The 18,861-nt window shown below is 44.2% G+C and carries 16 protein-coding genes; 9 read left to right on the top strand and 7 right to left on the bottom strand.

What is annotated here, in order from left to right:
• Window positions 1-3: 3 nt before the first annotated feature.
• The 4 genes from R3P39_RS06685 to R3P39_RS06670 all read right to left on the bottom strand — a co-directional run bounded on the left by R3P39_RS06685 (window position 4) and on the right by R3P39_RS06670 (window position 4,670).
• Window positions 4-930 (bottom strand): biotin-dependent carboxyltransferase family protein, encoded by a 927-nt coding sequence (locus tag R3P39_RS06685; RefSeq protein WP_336566470.1) that lies wholly within the window; start codon window positions 928-930, stop codon window positions 4-6.
• Window positions 924-1,580, bottom strand: coding sequence for a 5-oxoprolinase subunit PxpB (pxpB, locus tag R3P39_RS06680; protein WP_336566469.1), 657 nt, complete (start codon window positions 1,578-1,580; stop codon window positions 924-926). The genes R3P39_RS06685 and pxpB overlap by 7 nt, the downstream gene beginning before the upstream one ends.
• A gap of 179 nt (window positions 1,581-1,759) precedes the next feature.
• Window positions 1,760-3,274: a leucyl aminopeptidase gene (locus tag R3P39_RS06675; protein ID WP_336566468.1), complete on the bottom strand. Its 1,515-nt coding sequence runs from the start codon at window positions 3,272-3,274 to the stop codon at window positions 1,760-1,762.
• Window positions 3,275-3,359: 85 nt separating this feature from the next.
• Complete coding sequence (locus R3P39_RS06670; protein ID WP_336566466.1) at window positions 3,360-4,670, bottom strand: MFS transporter; 1,311 nt, start codon at window positions 4,668-4,670, stop codon at window positions 3,360-3,362.
• Between the two features lie 254 nt (window positions 4,671-4,924).
• Here R3P39_RS06670 and msrA point away from each other — a divergent pair, with 254 nt between their 5' ends.
• Entirely contained in the window at window positions 4,925-6,151 is a 1,227-nt protein-coding gene (gene msrA, locus R3P39_RS06665; RefSeq protein WP_336569256.1) for a peptide-methionine (S)-S-oxide reductase MsrA, read from the top strand.
• Between the two features lie 31 nt (window positions 6,152-6,182).
• On the opposite strand, the gene R3P39_RS06660 is transcribed toward msrA, so the two are convergent.
• Window positions 6,183-7,106, bottom strand: a complete 924-nt coding sequence (locus R3P39_RS06660) for a DMT family transporter (protein ID WP_336566465.1) — start codon at window positions 7,104-7,106, stop codon at window positions 6,183-6,185.
• A 194-nt stretch (window positions 7,107-7,300) separates the two neighbouring features.
• Here R3P39_RS06660 and R3P39_RS06655 point away from each other — a divergent pair, with 194 nt between their 5' ends.
• From R3P39_RS06655 to R3P39_RS06640, 4 genes are all read left to right on the top strand, one after another.
• Window positions 7,301-8,899: a GAF domain-containing hybrid sensor histidine kinase/response regulator gene (locus R3P39_RS06655; protein ID WP_336566464.1), complete on the top strand. Its 1,599-nt coding sequence runs from the start codon at window positions 7,301-7,303 to the stop codon at window positions 8,897-8,899.
• Window positions 8,900-9,096: 197 nt separating this feature from the next.
• On the top strand, window positions 9,097-10,296 hold the full coding sequence (locus R3P39_RS06650) for a lipoprotein-releasing ABC transporter permease subunit (protein WP_336566463.1): 1,200 nt from the start codon (window positions 9,097-9,099) through the stop codon (window positions 10,294-10,296).
• Complete coding sequence (lolD, locus tag R3P39_RS06645) at window positions 10,289-10,978, top strand: lipoprotein-releasing ABC transporter ATP-binding protein LolD (RefSeq protein WP_336566462.1); 690 nt, start codon at window positions 10,289-10,291, stop codon at window positions 10,976-10,978. The genes R3P39_RS06650 and lolD overlap by 8 nt, the downstream gene beginning before the upstream one ends.
• Window positions 10,971-12,200 (top strand): lipoprotein-releasing ABC transporter permease subunit, encoded by a 1,230-nt coding sequence (locus tag R3P39_RS06640; RefSeq protein WP_336566461.1) that lies wholly within the window; start codon window positions 10,971-10,973, stop codon window positions 12,198-12,200. The genes lolD and R3P39_RS06640 overlap by 8 nt, the downstream gene beginning before the upstream one ends.
• Before the next feature lie 38 nt (window positions 12,201-12,238).
• Here R3P39_RS06640 and sbcB read toward each other — a convergent pair whose 3' ends face one another.
• Together sbcB and R3P39_RS06630 are read right to left on the bottom strand one after the other, a co-directional pair.
• Window positions 12,239-13,690, bottom strand: coding sequence for an exodeoxyribonuclease I (gene sbcB, locus R3P39_RS06635; protein WP_336566460.1), 1,452 nt, complete (start codon window positions 13,688-13,690; stop codon window positions 12,239-12,241).
• A gap of 260 nt (window positions 13,691-13,950) precedes the next feature.
• The gene (locus R3P39_RS06630; protein WP_336566458.1) at window positions 13,951-14,397 is read right to left on the bottom strand and encodes a MarR family winged helix-turn-helix transcriptional regulator; all 447 of its coding nucleotides are present in this window, start codon (window positions 14,395-14,397) and stop codon (window positions 13,951-13,953) included.
• 155 nt (window positions 14,398-14,552) lie between these two features.
• Here R3P39_RS06630 and R3P39_RS06625 point away from each other — a divergent pair, with 155 nt between their 5' ends.
• From R3P39_RS06625 to R3P39_RS06610, 4 genes are all read left to right on the top strand, one after another.
• Complete coding sequence (locus R3P39_RS06625) at window positions 14,553-14,981, top strand: organic hydroperoxide resistance protein (RefSeq protein ID WP_336566457.1); 429 nt, start codon at window positions 14,553-14,555, stop codon at window positions 14,979-14,981.
• 582 nt (window positions 14,982-15,563) lie between these two features.
• Window positions 15,564-16,025: a hypothetical protein gene (locus R3P39_RS06620; RefSeq protein ID WP_336566455.1), complete on the top strand. Its 462-nt coding sequence runs from the start codon at window positions 15,564-15,566 to the stop codon at window positions 16,023-16,025.
• Window positions 16,026-16,074: 49 nt separating this feature from the next.
• Window positions 16,075-17,274: a hypothetical protein gene (locus tag R3P39_RS06615; RefSeq protein ID WP_336566453.1), complete on the top strand. Its 1,200-nt coding sequence runs from the start codon at window positions 16,075-16,077 to the stop codon at window positions 17,272-17,274.
• 464 nt (window positions 17,275-17,738) lie between these two features.
• Complete coding sequence (locus R3P39_RS06610; protein ID WP_336566452.1) at window positions 17,739-18,668, top strand: alpha/beta hydrolase; 930 nt, start codon at window positions 17,739-17,741, stop codon at window positions 18,666-18,668.
• Window positions 18,669-18,861 lie beyond the last annotated feature (193 nt).

Here is an 18,861-nt window from a genome sequence, read left to right as displayed (position 1 = left end):
GTGTTATTCTTTATAGTGCAGTGCCAGCTGCAATTGATTGAGATGCGCTTGTGTTTGTAACTGGGCTTGTTGCGCGCGCTTTAGGTCGATTGCTTGCAGGTGGATGCAGTCACCAGCACCCAGCTGGCTTAAATGCCTAAGATCGGCTGTAATCACAGCGCCAATAATGGGGTAACCTCCCGTGGTTTGGCAATCGTTTAACAATATGATGGGCTCACCACTGGGTGGCAGTTGGATCACACCTGGGTGGACGGCTTGAGTAGCAATGCTTTGCTGATGTGTTAATTGCTGATGTTGACTCAGGCGTATCCCCATGCGGTTGCTACTGGGGTTCACTTTCCAAATGGTGGTGTTAAGTATTTCAGTGGCATTACCAGAGGCATAATCGCTATGAGGGCCCGGAATGTAACGAATAAGCTTTTCATAGTTAGGTTGTAGCGCCCCGCGCTGTGGTTTCGCAGCTTGCGGTTGGTAACCGAGATTGTCTCTTGCGGCCAGTTTGCGGCCGTTAAAGCCACCAAAGTGAGACATTAAGTCAGTGGCAGCCGAGCCTAGGTGGTGGTCTAGGTTGTTAAAGCCACCAGCGACAGCCAAATAGCCGCGCAGATTGTCGCGATTTTGTTTAAACACCAGCTTGTCACCGGCTGCTGCGCTGTAGCGCCAACCGGGATAAATGGGCTGACCATTCAGTTGCGCGTTGAGATCGCCGCCGCCAATGGCAAAGTTAGTACTGGCGGTAAATTCGAATTCGCATAACCCTATGGTGATTTCAATCACTGGGGTGTTGTCATCGTTCCCTAACAATTTATTGATAATGGCCACAGCGAATGGGTCGAGCACGCCGCAATTACTGACACCAAGATGGCGACTGCCTGTTCGACCCAGATCTTGGATGGTGGCCATCGGCCCTGGCTTATGAACAACTAACATGACTGCTCCTTAGCAATAAAACGCACCTTATCACCTGGTTGTAGTAAGCTCACTGAGTCGGAATGAGGGTCGAACAAATCACAATGAGTGATCCCAAGTACATGCCAGCCACCTGGCGACTCAGTTGGGTAAATGGCACTGTAGGCCCCAGCAATGGCAACACTGCCTTTTGCTACTTTGGTGGCGGGGGTGGTTTTACGCGGTAACTGCAACTGGCTAGGTAAGCCACTTAGGTAGGCAAAGCCGGGCAAAAAGCCAATAAACTGGACTTGATACTCAGCACCACTGTGAAGGGCAATCACTTCCTGCTCCGATAAGCCGAGCTCTGCCGCGACAGTAGTTAAATCCGAACCGGGTTGGTCAGAATAGTCAACCGCAATGGTATGCTGGTTTGGTTCTAGCTCGCCCACCTCAAGGTCTGGCCAATGTTCTAAAATGGCGGCTTGCCAAGCTTTACTATCACAACCGGGCTTCAAATAAGCGGTAACAGAACGCTCTGCCGGCACGATATCAATAAAGTCACTACTTTTAGCCAACCATTGTTGCAAAGCAAAGGGCTTTTGCGCTTCCTTATTGTCACTCTTACTGTGAGCTGTTAATTCGACGACTAGGGCGTTTTCTCCCAGCAGATAACACTGAATATCAGACATGAATGCAATACGCTCATCTTATTGGTTTGCTGAATTTTATATCATACCTAACAAATGAAACGAAATTATTGCTACCAACAACGGTGAGTTGATGGTGTTTTAATAAAATGTTGTGCCCTAAATTGGGGGACACAAAAAAGCCAAGCTCCATGGCTTGGCTTTTTAGCTTTAAGCGAAGATTATTTGTTGTTTAATAACCACTCGCTTAGTAGGCGGACGCCATAGCCTGTGCCGCCTGAAGGCACTTCGTCTTTGGCTGAACTGGCCAGAGCATTACCGGCTATATCAATATGTACCCAACGGGTATCGCCAGTAAATTGCTGTAGGAACGTTGCTGCGGTGGTTGCACCTGGTCCACCTGAACCAATGTTTTGTAAATCCGCAATGTTCGACTTTAGTTTGTCTTTATAACCTAGCGGTAAACGCCACACGTTCTCGTTTACTACCTTACCAGCACTAGTAAACTCGTTAATAAGGTAATCGTCTTCAGAGAAAATTGCAGAGTAACGGTTACCGACGGCACGAATTTTTGAACCTGTTAGCGTAGCCACGTCGACCATGATTTCAGGTTTGTAGAATTCACGGGCATACCATAATGCATCTGATAGTACCAAGCGGCCCTCGGCGTCGGTGTTAAGTACTTCAACACTTAACCCTTCAGCAGTACGCAGAACATCACCAGGGGCAAATGAATGCTGCGACACCATGTTGGCTGCCATGCCCATAACGGCCACAACGTTTACGTCTGCTTTGGCTTTTGCCATTGCTTTGACTGTGCCAAGCACTGCTGCAGCACCGGCCATATCCGACTTCATACGAGATATAGAAGAGCCAGTTTTGATGTTGTAACCACCTGAATCAAAGGTAATGCCTTTGCCCACCAACGCGATAGGGGTGTTATCATTGCCTTTGTAATGGGCCACCACCAATCGAGCACCTTGCTCACTGCCGCGACCTACGGCTTCCAGTGCACCCATGCCCAGCTCTTTGATTTCTTTAGGCTCGAGTACTTTGACTTCAACGCCATACTGCTCTAGCTCTTTTGCAGCATTGGCAAAGTCAACGGGGGTCATTTCAGTAGCAACCTCTGAGGTTAAATCGCGGGCCAAAAATACCCCAGCTTGAATGTGCTCAAGGGCTTTATACTGCTCGCTTGCAGCTGCTTTATCTGCCACATCAATGTGGTAGCTGACGTTAAACGTGCTGGGCTCTTTTTTGTACACTTCAAAGGTATGATCACGAAGGTTTGCACCATGGGCAAATTGCGCCGCCAGCTCGGCGTTTTCTAACTCGCCGTTTAACGTATCAAAAGCAAGGGCAACGTGCGCCAGCTCTTTGGCTTCGAATTTGGCATGTAAATTACCACCTAGCTTGGTCATTTTGCTGGCATTTAACTGCTCGCTATCGCCTACGCCAACCAAGTAAATACGTTCATAGTCAGAATCGACCGGAGCCAACACTTCAAGGGTTTTACCATAGCCGCCTTTGAATTTTTCTGCAGCAATGGCACGCTCTAACTGTTTGCGAGTGTCACGGTCTAAAAAGTCTAAATCGGTAGTGCTTTCACCTGCTTGAAAAATAACAAGGGCATCGGCATCGACTAGTTTGGTATTAAATTCGATATTCGCAGCTTGTGCCGCCGTAGCACTTGTTAATGCTAACGCCAAGGCTGAAAGGCGAGTTTTCAAAGACATAGATTTATCCTCAGATAACTAAAATTGCTGTGTTTTACCTTAAAATGACCTTTTTTGACACTGTTTGTCGTTGAGTTAACGGCTTTTACCGTTCAGTGACATTGTCAAGTTTGGCCGTTACGATTACACCGGCAATGGTGATTAAAATATAGAGGCCAAGCAGTGCTTCAATGGAGTAAATGGCGGCCACAATACCCAGTAAGCTGGTTAGTAGTAACACAAAGCCAATAATAGTGTTACTTAAGGTGACATAACTGGTGCGTTTGTTTCCTTCTGCCATATCCACTACGTAAGTTTTTCTACCGACCCGCACACCTTGGTGAGCAATGGCAATAACAAAGTAGCACACCGGAATAAACCATAGTTGTGCCATGAGCGCAGGAAAATAGAGCGAACTTAACGTCAGTAAGCTGGTAATGGCGACGGTGATTAAGCCACCAAATATCATCACTTGTTTGCTCGAGCGGTCGGCCATCTTTCCCCAAAATGCGCCGCTAGACAAGCTAGCTAAGCCCGATACGCCCAATAGCAATGCCAGCACCCAAGCGCCTGCGCCAATGTGCTGTTGCGCCAGCACGGTAAAGTAGGGCGGAATTAAGGCTGAGCTTAATAACAGCCCACGCGCTAAAATAAATTTTTTCAGTAGTGGCTCAGTTTTTAGCAGGCTTACCTCTTCTTTAATTTGCTGTAAGCCATTTTTGCCCCCTTCGGTAGCCCCTGGGTATTCTTTAATTTTCCCAAAGCACAAGGCAGCGACGACCCAAAAAATGGCTGCCAGCACAAGGGTTAAGACAAAATTAACACTATCGAGCGTGGTGGCGGCTAAATATAAGCCCACGCCAAAGGTGACCGTGACTAAACCACTTAACGAGGCCGCTTGACCATTTAGCTGTCCACGTTTTTGTTTGGGAATGGTTTTGCCAAGGACATCTTTTGATGACACGGAGCTGAGGCTTCTGGCAAGGCTGAATATGACCAATAAGCCCAGCACTAACCAAGCATATACGAGGTTTTCAGACTGTTGCCACGCCAGCGCTGCCATGGCGGCAACGCACAGTGCTTGAATTAAAGCACCGAAAGACCACAAAAACTTACGCCGAGATTGGCTGCGCACCCACTGCCCGATGATTAGCTGGGGAATAAGCGAACCCGACTCGCGGATAGGAACTAACGCCGAAATCATGTAAGCGGGGGCGCCTAAGGACTGCATTAGCCATGGGAGGGTGATTTTAGGGTTGAGTAGAGCATCCCCGAGCTTGCTGAATAACTGGCTGATAAGGATCAATAAATAATTACCGGGCACTTCTTTGCATGCTTTGTCATCAATGGCTTTACACGCTCTTGCTGCATCGTCATTGGTTAACTTTTCATAGATATTTTCGCTGATCTTACTCACAGCCTCTCCTTATAACGTGATTTTGTGCTGCTTTGCTCACACTAAAAACTATACCCTTGCTCATTACGTATCTAAAGTAATCACGGTGAAATAATACAGCAAAGCAGGCGGTCTTTATTGTTACGCAGTGCGATTCATTTAGTTCATTCAAGGGCACTAAGCGATTGCATCACAGTATATAAGGGGAGAGCATGAAGTTAATTAGTATCGCTTTGTTAGTGGGGAGCATGATTGCTGCAAGCGCCTACTCGGGCATGAACACGGCAAATTCGAAAATGTCAGTGGAGGTGGATGGCGCCAGCAGTCACATTAAGTCTTTGGTGCTGGGCTCGGGCTGCTTTTGGGGACCAGAGAAGCGCTACGAAAACATCAAAGGGGTATTAGATGCGGAATCGGGGTATGCCGATGGTAAAGGGTTTTACCCCAGCTATCGAGAAATTATCAAACCCAGTCGTCGCTTCGACCCAAACAACTACGCTGAGGTGGTCAAGGTTACTTACAATGCCAACCTGATCAGTACAGAGCGCTTATTACAGCAATACTTTGAGAGCCATGATCCGACACAAAAAAACCGTCAGGGCAACGACATAGGCACTCAATATCGTTCCATCGTGTTATACACGGATGAACAACAAAAGCAAACGGCAGAGCGCACCAAAGCGCAGTTTCAAACGTTATTGACGAAGGCAGGTTACGGCGAGATCACCACTGCCATAAAGCCTTTACGGAAGTTTTATCCAGCAGAGGAGTACCATCAGAATTACTTGGCCAAAAACCCCAATGGTTATTGCCCAGATCACAGCACCGGTGTCACCTTTGCTCCTGTTGCCACCACAGAGGTCGATAATCGTGCTTTGCTAACTGGCAAACACATCGTCATCATTGATGCTAAAAACTACTGTCCTTACTGTGAAAAGCTAAAAAACCAAGTGTTGAACGATTACCAGGGGGATATCCCTTTGCATTACCGCTATGCCGATCAATTACAGCAGCTTAGTATTACTACCGCGACCTGGGCGACACCCACGATTTTATTTTTAGAAAATGGCACCGAAGTGGCGGGCTTCCAAGGTTTTATGGATAGAGAGTCGTTTTATCAAGCGCTCGGCGCGTTTAAATTAGGGCAGTCGGAGGCCTATGAAATTGCTTTTCAAAAAGGCACCGAACGGCCTTTTTGCCAGCAATATGACATTTTTAAAAATACCCCAGAGGGGGTGTTTGTAGATAAGCTCAGTGGCAAACCGCTGTTTGATACTCAAGACCGCTTTAACTCTGGCACCGGCTGGTTGTCGTTTACTCAACCCGTGGCGGGTAGTGTTACTTACCATCGTGATTTAAGCCATGGCATGGTGCGCACTGAAATACGCTCAAAAAGCAGCGGTATTCACTTAGGCCATGTGTTTGAAAACGAAGGCCCTAATCGCGCCGATAGGTATTGCATTAATGCCCAAGTTTTGGAGTTTAAACCCCGTGATAAATAACGGCTTGGTTGAGATTTGCTCCTTTATAGCACTAAAGTGGTTGTCGCTTGGGCCGAAATAACCGGCCTAACCGCCAATCTAACTTTACAGCTGCAACCGCCGTTAATATAAGCACAATGCCAATACCTTGCAGTAACGATATGGTGTGATCAAAGGCCGCGAAGTCGACCAGCAGCGCCACAATGGGGTAAATGAACGATAGAATGGCGATGACCGTAGTGTGTAAGCGGGCAAAGGCGTCATACATTATCACGTACATAAAACCGGTATTCACCACACCCAGCATCATAATATGCCCCCACTGAATAGTGGATTCTGGCAGCGCGGAAAAATCCACCCAAGGCAATAAAAACACGCCACCAAATAAAATTTGGATCACCGCCACTACCGCCGAGGGCAGATGACTGACCTTTTTCGTCAGTAGCGTCGTTAAAGTATAAAAAAAGGCTGCACCCAAGGCCAATAACAGACCATACACCGCAGTGTCTTCAGAGCTTGAGAAAAGCACAGAGATAAGGTTTTGATAATCCACATCAACCACTAACCATAAGCCGATAACAGCGGTGCAGAGCCAAAATATAACCGCAACACTGGGTAGTTGTTTATAAATAATGGCGCTTAGCAGCACCAACATAATGGGTTGCATATGATAGGCAATAATGGCGATAGAAAACGCGATGTATTCAAAGGAGGCAAACAGCAACAGCCAATTAGCGACCAGTGTCATACCGCCAAGTAACACCACAGCAAAGGCTTGTGGCGTTAAAAGCTGACGGGAAAACTGTTTGGTGTAGGCAACATACGCAAGTAAGCAGATGGCGCCGATCACACAGCGAAAGAACACCACATTCCAAAAAGACTGCCCTGAGCTAACCACAAAATAGCCAATAGTGCCCGAAAGCACCATGGCGACTATCATTTCAATGGTGCCTTTTTCTTTTTCCGACCAAAACATCTAAATTGCTATACCGTTTATTACACTATTACAGCAACACTAGCATCAAAGGCGCTGTTAAAGTAGTGGCGAGCTATAATAAGGTGTTCAGGTAATCGACGAAGGAAAAAACTTCATAGTGTATCTCAATGATCATGGCTTAGCTTTATGCTAAGTGCTAGAGTCATATATGGATATTAAGGAGCAAATCAATAATGCAAAGTGCGCCGCTGCCAAAAGACGAAACACAAAGGTTAGAAACTCTCAAACTCTACGAGGTATTGGATACCGAAGCCGAGCAATGCTTCGATGACATTACTCAACTCGCTTCGGTCATTTGTGGTACGCCCATTTCCTTAGTGAGTTTGGTCGATGAAGACCGCCAATGGTTTAAATCTAAGGTAGGGTTAGACGCCACTGAAACCAGCCGCGATGTCGCCTTTTGTGCCCATACCATTTTACATGAACACATTTTTGAAGTGGAAGACACCGAGCTAGACGCCCGTTTTTCCGATAATCCCTTGGTCACTGGTGAACCAAAAATCCGCTTTTACGCCGGCGCGCCTTTAAAAGCCCCCAATGGTCAAGCCATAGGCACGTTATGTGCTATCAGTGATAAACCCAGTAAACTAAGCGAAGAACAAAAGTTGGCACTGGAAATCTTGGCAAAGCAAGTCATCGCACAACTTGAGCTGCGAGTGAAAATAAAAGCGTTGGAGAAATTAGGCAATGCCAAGGATGAGTTTTTATCCACCATCAGTCACGAGTTACGCACCCCATTAAACGCCATTACCGGCTTTAGTGAAATTTTAAAAAATGCACCAGAGGTGCAAACCTTGCCGCCAGAGCATGTTAACTACATTGAAAGCATTGATTTTAGTGGCCAGCAACTGCTTGAAATCGTCAATTCTGTTCTCGACCTCGAAAAGATATACGCCGGTAAAATGGAGCTAAAACCGCAAAAGTTGATGTTAGGCTCTTTTTTAGCACGCATTATCAACATGCTTAGCGTAAAGGCTAAGCAAAGTGGTGTGGTGCTGCACAGCGACGTTGACAGTGATTTGTCTGGCCGCGCTTTTTATCTCGACAAAACCAAGCTTTCGCAAATCATTAGCAATATTGTCAGTAATGCCATTAAGTTTACCCCCAAGGGCAAGAAAGTGAATGTGCGCTTTGCTCTTATCGATGAGCAGTTACATATTGAAGTGGCCGATCAGGGAGTGGGGATCAGTAAAAAAGATCAGGCGCTGTTGTTTGATAAATACAAACAAGTAGGCATGCAAAGAAAAGAGGGCACCGGCCTTGGACTTTGCATCACCAAAGGATTAGTCGAGTTAATGGCTGGTACCATTAAACTCAGCAGTGCACTAAAAAAAGGCACTGTGGTGACCATCACCTTGCCAATTGAGGCTTGCTCTTCGACAACTCTAACACCGACACCACAGCAAGCGCAGTTTGATAACATTCGGGTGTGCGTTGTTGAAGACAATCCCCTAAATCAAATGTTAATTAAGGCAGTATTGCAACAGCTTGGCTGTCAATTTACCATTTTTGATGATGCCGAAGCCTTACTCAGCAAAGCCAGTTTGCAAAGCTTCGACATTTTTCTACTAGACATTAATTTACCAGGAATGTCTGGGATTGAAGCCTTGAAGCAACTAAAGTCACAAGGGGTAAGCAAACCGAAAGTAGCGGTCACCGCCGATGTCTTTCAAGAAAAAGAGCTCAATACCTTATTTGATGATGTCATCACAAAGCCCTACCAAAAGTCCGATATAGTCAATTTATTTAGCAATATTTGCCAGAATAGCTAAAAGCTTTGTCACAGAGAAAACAGCAAATCGGCCTTTGATTCTGTAGCCCTAAGAGGCCCCTTTAAATTCCAGCAGAGTGCTCACTTTACGGGTTCGCTTTGCTATTCAAATATTGTCACATTTTTTCTTCGTTTTCAGTCATCACTTACGCTTGGTATATGGTAGTATCGGCGCAGCTAAGTTTGACGAGATAAATTATGTTTCAACCAGTTAGCTTGTTTGTTGGCTTGCGGTATAGCCGTGCTGCTAAGGGCAATGCATTTATTTCATTTATTTCTTTTTTTTCCATTGCAGGTATTGCATTAGGGCTAATGAGTTTGCTCACAGTGAGCTCGGTAATGAATGGCTTTGAACAAAGCTTAAAGTCCGCGATGTTAGATTTAATCCCGCATATTCAAGTCAAAAACAGTGAGCAGCTAAGTCGTGAAAAGCGCCAACGTTTAAGCAATCACCCGCTCGTAAAACAAGTATCGCCGTACTTGGCCAGTGATGTCATATTGCAAACCAACCAAGATTTGGTGGGGGTGAAGTTACAGGGACTATTTGCGCAATCAAACCGTGTTTTACAACCAAGTGTGCAGGCGGGCAGTTTACAGCACTTACAACAACAAAAATATCAATTAGCCATCAGCCGTTACTTAGCTAACAAGCTGGGAGTGAGTGTCGGTCAGCAAGTGCGAGTTATCATGCCTGAATACACCAGTTATTCACCGCTCGGGCGCACCCCAACGCAGCGGTTATTTACGGTAGCGGCGGTTTATGATGGCCAAAGTGAAGCCGATACCTACCTAGCCTTTGCCGATGGTAAAAGTTTACAGCGGTTAATGCGTAAGCAGCCCAAGCAATACGACCTTAATATTCATCTTTATGATGCTTTTGAATTAGAAGTTTTTTATCAACAACTTGGTGAGCAATTACAGGGGCTGGAATACCAAGACTGGCAAACCCAACAAGGGACCTTATTTGCTGCGGTGGCCATGGAAAAAAGGGTGATGTCATTGCTGTTAGGACTGATCATTATCGTCGCTGTGTTTAACATTGTTTCTGCACTGTCGATGATGGTCAGTGAAAAACAAGGAGAAGTCGCCATACTGCAAACACTGGGCTTTACGCCGGCAATGATTGCTCGAGTGTTTATGGCACAAGGTATGTATAACGGTTTGATTGGGACCCTTATTGGGGTTGTGGCTGGGCTGTTGTTATCGAATTACATTAATGAGGTGTTGCAGTTATTGGGGTTGAATCTATTAGGCGGCGCAACACTACCGGTAAGAATTGAGGTGCTCGGTTTAGTGATGATGGCGTGTGGCAGTATTTTACTTAGCTTTATTGCCACTTTATACCCGGCAAAACGAGCATCTAATGTGTTACCAGCTGAGGTTTTAAGATATGAGTGAATTAGTAATACATTGCCAAGGGCTGGTGAAAAACTACCAAGATGGCAAAACACAAGTCAAAGTACTAAAAGGGGTCGACTTGGCCGTAGAGCAGGGAGAAATGCTGGCCATTGTTGGCAGTTCCGGCTCAGGAAAAAGTACCCTATTGCATATTCTTGGTACCTTGGATAAGGCATCTGAAGGATGTGTGAAAATCAAAGGGGTGGAAGTCGGTAAATTATCACGAAAAAAACAAGCCGAATTTCGTAATCAACACCTTGGGTTTATTTATCAATTTCATCACTTATTGATGGAGTTTACGGCAGTAGAAAACGTCGCCATGCCGCTGCTCATTGCCGGCAAAGACGCAAAAACTGCCAATACCCAGGCCTTGGCGATGTTAGATAAAGTAGGGCTTAGCCACCGGGCTCAGCATAAACCTTCTGAACTGTCTGGCGGAGAGCGTCAACGGGTCGCCATTGCTCGCGCCTTGGTAACTGAGCCGGCGCTGGTGTTAGCCGATGAACCCACAGGCAACCTAGATAAACACAATGCCCTAAAAATTTATGATTTATTGAATGAATTGAATCAACAGCTTAATACCAGTTTTGTGGTGGTGACCCACGATTTAGAGCTGGCAGATAAGCTTGGCCGCGCGGTGCAGCTAGACGATGGTAAAGTAGGTGAATACCAGCATGCTTAGTTACTTTTTAAGTAAACGCTTTCGTGAGTCAAAACGTCAACTTGGCTTTATTGGCTTTTTAACCCGGGCTTCTACTCTGGGTGTGATGCTTGGAATGGCGGTGTTAATCGTTGCGCTGTCTGTAATAAATGGTTTTGAAGAGCAACTTGAGCAGCGGTTATTGTCTGTGGTCCCTCAGGTAAGCTATGAAGCACCTTATGAGCCCATTGCCAATTGGCCTTCTAAAGTCAGCCTTTTAGAAGAGCATCCTAATATTGTCGCCGCCACGGCCGAGATTAACCTCACGGCAATGCTGCAGTTTAAGGGAGTACTAAAAGCCGCTCAGCTCAAAGGCATTGTGCCTAACTTGCATGAAAACGTCTCTAGCGTTGGCGAGTTTGTTGCCGAAAAGCCGTTATCGCAGTTGGCTTCGGGTGAGATCATTATTGGTCAGGCCATTGCAAAAAAGCTCGCCGTTGAGGTGGGGGATAGCATCCAATTGCTGGTGGCCAATCGCCATGCTGATAACCCATTAGCAGCTCCTAAGCGCTTAACCGCCACCGTGGCCGGACTGGTTGCCATGGGCGGACCGTTGGATCAAACCTTGGCACTATTGCCTATTCAAGACTTACAACAAGCCATGGCAATGGATAGCACGACGGTTACGGGCTTACGGGCAAAGGTCAGCGATGTCTTTCAAGCGCATCAGATTGCCACCCAAGCGGGGAAAACGCTTCCCGATTTGGTGTATGTGTCTTCGTGGTTTCGTACTCAAGGTGGCTTGTATCAAGATATTCAAATGGTGCGAACCATAGTGTATTTAGTGGTCTTTTTAATCATCGCTGTGGCGAGTTTTAATATTATTTCGTCCATGGTGATGGAAGTAAAAGAAAAGCGCGCCGACATTGCCATTTTAAAAACCATGGGCGCACAAGACAGCACCATATTCGCCACCTTTGCTATGCAAGGGATCACCTATGCGGCAATCGGTGCGATAATAGGCAGTGTGGTGGGGATATTTTTAGCGATTAATATTCCTGAGCTATTTAAAGCCTGGATAAACCTCAGTGACAATAACCCGCTGCAAGGGGTGTACTTTATTGAGTATTTGCCCAGCAAATTAGTATGGACGGACATCTATATTAGCCTCGCGGCCACCTTTATTATGGCTGCCATTGCTAGCCTTTACCCCGCATGGCAAGCGACTAAAACCGACCCCGCGAAAGTACTTGGTAATGGCTAACGACATAGCTCACTGCTTTGGCTGCAGTGAGCTATGCATTATAGACTTTGAGCGTAGTGATAGAGCGCTTTTAATATAGTCATATTGCGCTCATTGCTCTCGTTCTCAGCAACTAGGTTTTCCAGCTCCAGCATAAAATCTTCGGCCGAAATGGATGGGTTATCCTCATTATGCATCAACTTGTTTTGACAATATTTACGCCATTTATCAAGTTCTTGCGGTGATAAGGTATGAGGCCAGTTACGGGCACGGTAGCGAAATAATAGCGTATGGAATTTGCTGTCTTCAAAATCTAGCTGCATCTCAGCCAACTCCTCGGGAGAGGCGGCACGAATAATGGCAAACTTGGCTTTATCGGCCTTGCTGGTAAAGCCATCATAAAGTTGATAATCCGGATTAGTTGGCTTATCAAAGCCGTTTTGTTCAGTAAAAACTTCTGCGACTTTATCTCTTAACTCTGGTCGCGCGCGCAAATATTTAAGGTTGGCTAAACAGGCTTCACGGTCAATGCCAAGGCGCTCTGCGTTTTCCGGTAATAAGGTTTTTGCTGGTGCGATAAAGGGGCACTTATTGATGTGCACCAGCTTTAATCCAACAGGCAACTGATCTTCGGTGAGTTCGCTGCGTTTAGTGTAGAGGCGAGCTTTTAATTGCTCAACGTCAAGCTCTTCAAGTACCTCAGGCGGCTGGGTTAAATCAAAACAAATTACCGCGTTTTTATTTACTGGATGGAAGCTCATTGGCGCTACCCACGAAGTGCAGCCTTGCGCAGCAGAAAACATCGAAGAAATATGCACCAAAGGTTGCATGTTGTAGACGTCAATTAACTCATTGACTGCTTTTTTATGACGGTGATTAAAATAAAAATCATATAACTTTGGCTGTTTGGTTTTAATTAACTTAGCCAAAGCAATGGTTGCGGTTACGTCACTTAAAGCATCGTGGGCGGCACCGTGTTCAATGCCATTGGCCAAGGTTAAATGTTCAAGCTTAAAGCTTGGGTTGCCATCTTCACGCAGTGGCCACTCGATGCCATCTGGGCGTAAGGCATAACACGCCCGCACTAAATCAATAATGTCCCAACGGCTGTTACCATTTTGCCACTCGCGCTCATAAGGGTCGTAAAAATTACGATAAAGACTATAGCGGGTTAATTCATCGTCAAAACGAATGCTGTTATAACCGGCCACACAGGTTTGTGGCTGAGCAAATTCATTATGGATTTTGGCCATAAACTCCGCTTCATTTAAACCTTTCTGCAAAGCCATTTGCGGCGTGATCCCGGTCACTAAGCAGGCCTGAGGCTGAGGCAGATAGTCTGGCGCTGGCTGGCAGTACTCAATCAAGGGCTCGCCGATAATATTTAAATCTAAATCGGTGCGGATCCCGGCAAACTGGCTGGGTCGGTCTTTTTGTGGCGTGGCGCCAAAGCTTTCAAAGTCGTGCCAATATATCGTAGGTTGAAGTGATTGTTCGTTATGTTCAGCCATTGAGCCCAATACCTGCTAGTTTTGCAAAAAGTACCTATTTATTAGAGAGCATTGTCGCACAGAGCGAGTAGGGTGCAAACTGAAAACACCAAAGGGGTGGTTAAATGGCCAACAAATAGCCTCTGCCTATGGGCCAAGCTATTTACTCAAGTGATTGGAGTGACTAATTTTGTAACTAGGACTACATGGTTGCAGCTGTTGCAATTAACTCCAATAGCTTTTCTGCTCACCCCTGGCATTCTAAAGCGAATAAAGCTGTGTTAATCATTGCTTTTGAGCGAGATATCATTGTTTATTTTATCCAATAAACTTATCAACGTATGTGCTTCGGTTTCAGTAATGCTCGGAAAGTGACAGCGGATCTGCTCTGGGATCATCGCTGCTTGATGCTGTAACTCTGTGCCTTTCGGTTGTAACTTCAACACGCGCTTACGCTTATCTTGCTCACTCTTTACGATACTGAGCAAGTGTTTATCACTCATCTTTTTTAAAATTTGCGTCATGGCACCGCCATCGATGTGTGTTTTGTCGAGCAACTCAGCAATACTAATGTTGTCTTTTTCCCACAGCGCCATCATGACGACATATTGTGGGTAGGTTAATTCCAGCTCGTCTAACCATTGCCGATAAGCGCGGGCAATGCCATTAGACGCCATGTAGAGGCGGTGACAAATTTGATTATCTAATTTGAGTTGCGGGTACTTCATCTTAATTATGTTCGCTAATAACGTATGTGTGCATTTTAGTTTGTGTGCAAACTATTTGCAATTTACATAAAATGGTTTATTATTTTGCATGCAAACTAATTGCTTGTGCTTGTAGGTATTTCAGCAGGCAACTTAACACTCAAACAGGAGTCTTTATGCAAGAACTACAAAGTATCGCGTACACGGCCAAAGCAAAAGCAACCGGTGGCCGTAGTGGCACAGCTCAGTCTGATGATGGACGTTTAGATGTGTCTTTATCGACACCCAAAGGCCTAGGTGGTGACGATGGCCCAGGCACTAACCCTGAGCAGTTATTCGCAGCAGGCTATGCGGCTTGTTTTATTGGTGCCTTAAAATTGGTTGCTGGCAAAGCCAAAGTCGACTTGCCAGAAGAGACGCACATTGATTCAGAAGTATCCATTGGCCCAACCGACGGGGGCTTTGGCTTAGCAGTAAAACTTGCCGTGGCTATGGGCGATATGGACAAAGAAACCGCGCAATCACTGGTCGAAAAGGCCCATGAAGTGTGCCCTTATTCAAATGCTACTCGTGGCAACATCAAAGTTGAGCTTTCGGTGATTTAATTTTTCTAGCAGGGCACACCTTAGGGTGTGCTCTTTGTCTGTTCGCTAAGCATTGCGTGCTTCTGGCTTAGTGCTTCTTTTAACTCAATAAACTCTCCATAGTTAGCTATCTGCTTTTTATTTATGCAAATGTCATCTGTTTCTAGTAGGTGCTAGCTTTCACATACCTGAGCTCAGCTCGTACATGGTCTAAAATGTTAGGCTGACATAATCTGGTTTTAATTTACTGTGCATGTATACAGTTATAAGTGAAGTTGAAGAAATTGCCAGCCGTATTTCTCGCTTTTAGCATTTTTTATCGTCTCGATTATCTAATTTCACTTATTAAGTCTATGAAATATATAAACTTAGCTATATTGCATAACGAGATTTTAGGGTCACGAATATCTCTGGTCTCGCTTTCTCCAGCTGACCGTTACTTGAGCGCCAATACATTTAGTGGTAAGTTGTTGTTATAAATATAATTACAAGAGCTTGGCGGAATGAAATGAACCATTTCATCAATCTAGATATTTCTGCGTTCACGCCAATACACTGTTAGCATCTGCAGCTATATGAGACTCTTTTTTGAATGGATTGAAAATGGAAATAATTAACGAGATACTGAAATGGCCCGTTATAGTCCAAGGTGCATTAGGATCTGCTCTTTTTTGGATCTTAATAGAAGGTGGCCAAAGGGTCGTACTTTCTACATCAAGGAGGCTGAGTGGTGATAAGAAAACTGCAATGTGGTTCTCTTTGGCTGCATCTGTATATGACAATTATGAATTGGAAGTAAAATGCAGGCAAATTGCAATTTATGGTGGATTGCATTACTTCATTAAAGCAATGATATTAATAGTAATATCACTGCTGGTCTCGCCACTCTTACATGTGGTTTCTATGGTCGGTTACTTAGTGGCAATCTATTACCTATTCAGGGCTCTTTCTTATATTCCGCATACAAGTCGATTTGGCACAAATGATCAGAAGAAAGAACTTTTTGATCGTTTAACTAATCACGCCTTAGAAAATGCTAACAAGAAAAGTCAGTCGGACGCGTAATACGCGCCGCTGCTTTAAGCGTTAGGCGAAAAGTATCAAGGTAGTATTTATGTTAGAAAAAGACTTGCAAGCAGAAATATACAATGCACTTTGTCAAGGACGTTTTTGCGAGCTTATTAAAGGGATTGGATATTATAGACTAATGGCAAAAGTAAATCTTTATGCTGAAGATGCATTCTCTATAGAGACGTCAATTAAACAACGTTATACTGACTCCGTCCTGCATATTTATAGAAGACTTAAAAATGAAGAGTACGAGATCATTGGAGATGAAAATCCTAAGAACATTTCTTTGAATCGAAATGAAAGGCTTTTTCCAGACTTTTTAATCCATGATTATGAGAGAAATTTTTATGTTTTTGAGCTTAAAGTAGGTGTAAAAACAGAGCGAGAAGCCATAACCGAAATACTCGCTTATATTTTTGAGTTGAAAAACCACTTACCTCATATTAATAATAGAGAAATATCAATAGTTATTATCTCTGAAAGTTTTGGTACTCTTTTATCACATGCAGTTTTACAACTAATCAGCTTCTTTGGTGTTAGGGTTCTGTGTTTAAAAGTTTGTGGCTCTAGATTAAATAGAAGGCTAGATATCTTTAATCCTATCAATTTGATTGTTAAAAATGAAGAACGTTTGACTAAACGTTCATTTTCAACGATTTGTTTACCTCTCTATCAAACAGAGTCAATGAGTAAAAAAGCAAATCAAAACATAGAGCATATTTATAAAATTGCAGAGGATATGATATTAGAGAAAGCAAATAGATTAAACTCTGATGGATTCTGCGTACTATATAGAAATAACGAATTCGGTGATGAGGTTGGACCTATAGCTAAGTACTATATAAAAATATCACTTCTCAACCCATTTGAACTAATGGATATAGAAACAATTTATAATAGGAACTCTCCTCTATCTCAATCACTTTATGATTTACACAGAGAAAGTGATTACCATCTACAAAGTCACTTCGACGAAATTGTATCTGATGGTGTGGATTTCTTGAATAAGTTTTATCACGTGGAGCTAGAAGGAATGTTGACACTCGAACAGTTTGAGGAAGTATATAACCCTAGTTTAATGGTTGACGCAATTAAATGTAATGTATGGGGAGAGTTTGGTACTTATGTCAAAAAGCTAATATATTCAGAGTGTAATGGTTTTGATTTTTTTAACGAAGAGAAAGATCATACGCATCTCTTTGAGCTTTGGGAGATTTTAGCATACTTATTTGGAGAGACGTAAATTCGCCTAACAAATAAGGATAGGTCGCGCGAAGCCGCGACCTTATCCAAGTGTTGAACAAGCCCTGCGTCGTTCTGTGATGCTTCTATATAGAAAATAGCGATGTAAAAGTCGAGGGTGTGGTGAGTGATTGGCGGTCACTCTCATTTTAACTGGGCGCAGTCAGGCCTTAGCTTATTACGCTAATTAAAATCTTCAATTTAGTCAGTTTCTTAAGTTTTATCTCTCCTGTTACTCTTTATTTGTGTCAAAAGGTTAAGGTGACCCAGTTGAGGAACTTGTTTTATGGCTTATCGTTCGGGCCCGAATGCCCATAAACTGAATGGGGTGTTGGCAGCAAGGACAAATGGTTTTGCATAATTGCATTAGCTAATTAAAGGCTTCAGTGCCGTTGACCTGAGCTCTTGGTTGCTTTACGTTAAGCTAAGCCAAATCATTATGTTGATGTAAAAAAGGAATTTATTTTGCAATCAGAAGTCACTTTCCAATCAGATAAAATTACTTTGGTGGGCACGCTTACTAGGCCTCAATGTGAGGCTCCGCCGCCGTGTGTAATTATGGTTCATGGCAGTGGCGCGCAAGATCGCGATGGCAACATCTCTGGTTTTAATACTGAAATTTTTAAATACCTAGCTGAGTATCTAGCAGATAAAGGCATTGCTTCTTTTCGTTATGATAAAAGAGGGTGTGGTAACAGCGAGGGCAACTTTAACGTGGCTGGTTTGTCTGACATGGTTGCAGACGCATCTGCGGCCATTGATTTTATCAGCAACCAAAGCGATGTAATTAACTCAAGCGAAATTTACCTTCTTGGCCACAGTGAGGGCGCAGTCTTGGCGCCTGAAATCGCAGCAACAAGGCCAGAGCTTGCTGGTATAATTATGTTATGTGCCAGCCTTAGGAGCTTTGAAGAAGACGGCGTCAAAAATGCTGAGATATTAAATCGCGATTTAAATAAAATTACGGGACTAAAAGGAAAGATGGTCCGGCTGTTTTTGTATACCAAAGACCCACTAGAGACGATGAAAAAGCTCAGGCATAAGGTTGAAACCACCAAAGCCAAGCGCATATGGGTGGCGTTTAATCGGGTGAGTACCAAGTTTTATCGGGAGACATTTAATTACGACGTTAAATCCTTCTTGCAGAAAACTCAGCATCCGATATTAGCCATTGGCGGGAGCAAAGACTTTCAGTGCCATCCAGATGATACCCTGTTAATTTCAAAAATATCACCAAGCCAAACTGAAACGCACATTATTGAAGATATGGATCACACCTTGAGATTGCAACGCGAAGAAGCGACCATAATGAGCTATGCCAATTCATGCAGTGAGCCAATAATGCCCGAAATAAACGAGAAGGTTTATGCATGGATAGTACAAGCAAAACGCTAGTGGGCGCGCAGCGATAGCAAATCATTAAAAAACAGCAAAAATAGCAATAGAAGAACATCGATGACACCCATTTTAACCCCGCCAGTTTAAACAGTTGATTTAGGAATGTACTAATTTGAAGTGGGTGTCTGTGATTTGCTTGTTAAATCTTGCTTTCATTAGAGCGGTAACACTTGGGTTAATATCACTACTG

It is taken from the genome of Pseudoalteromonas sp. UG3-2 (assembly GCF_037120705.1).
In the GTDB taxonomy this organism is placed as follows: Bacteria; Pseudomonadota; Gammaproteobacteria; order Enterobacterales; family Alteromonadaceae; genus Pseudoalteromonas.
The sequence above is the reverse complement of the archived record's forward strand: the minus strand, read 5'-3'. Positions and strand labels throughout refer to the sequence as shown.

What these genes read in the sequence shown, in the direction of transcription:
- R3P39_RS06625 (WP_336566457.1), top strand. Translation starts at nt 14,553, where the DNA reads ATGCAAGAACTACAAAGTATCGCGTACACGGCCAAAGCAAAAGCAACC.
- pxpB (WP_336566469.1), bottom strand. Translation starts at nt 1,580, where the DNA reads ATGTCTGATATTCAGTGTTATCTGCTGGGAGAAAACGCCCTAGTCGTC.
- R3P39_RS06620 (WP_336566455.1), top strand. Translation starts at nt 15,564, where the DNA reads ATGGAAATAATTAACGAGATACTGAAATGGCCCGTTATAGTCCAAGGT.
- R3P39_RS06685 (WP_336566470.1), bottom strand. Translation starts at nt 930, where the DNA reads ATGTTAGTTGTTCATAAGCCAGGGCCGATGGCCACCATCCAAGATCTG.
- R3P39_RS06655 (WP_336566464.1), top strand. Translation starts at nt 7,301, where the DNA reads ATGCAAAGTGCGCCGCTGCCAAAAGACGAAACACAAAGGTTAGAAACT.
- msrA (WP_336569256.1), top strand. Translation starts at nt 4,925, where the DNA reads ATGAACACGGCAAATTCGAAAATGTCAGTGGAGGTGGATGGCGCCAGC.
- R3P39_RS06650 (WP_336566463.1), top strand. Translation starts at nt 9,097, where the DNA reads ATGTTTCAACCAGTTAGCTTGTTTGTTGGCTTGCGGTATAGCCGTGCT.
- R3P39_RS06615 (WP_336566453.1), top strand. Translation starts at nt 16,075, where the DNA reads ATGTTAGAAAAAGACTTGCAAGCAGAAATATACAATGCACTTTGTCAA.
- sbcB (WP_336566460.1), bottom strand. Translation starts at nt 13,690, where the DNA reads ATGGCTGAACATAACGAACAATCACTTCAACCTACGATATATTGGCAC.
- lolD (WP_336566462.1), top strand. Translation starts at nt 10,289, where the DNA reads ATGAGTGAATTAGTAATACATTGCCAAGGGCTGGTGAAAAACTACCAA.
- R3P39_RS06630 (WP_336566458.1), bottom strand. Translation starts at nt 14,397, where the DNA reads ATGAAGTACCCGCAACTCAAATTAGATAATCAAATTTGTCACCGCCTC.
- R3P39_RS06660 (WP_336566465.1), bottom strand. Translation starts at nt 7,106, where the DNA reads ATGTTTTGGTCGGAAAAAGAAAAAGGCACCATTGAAATGATAGTCGCC.
- R3P39_RS06640 (WP_336566461.1), top strand. Translation starts at nt 10,971, where the DNA reads ATGCTTAGTTACTTTTTAAGTAAACGCTTTCGTGAGTCAAAACGTCAA.
- R3P39_RS06675 (WP_336566468.1), bottom strand. Translation starts at nt 3,274, where the DNA reads ATGTCTTTGAAAACTCGCCTTTCAGCCTTGGCGTTAGCATTAACAAGT.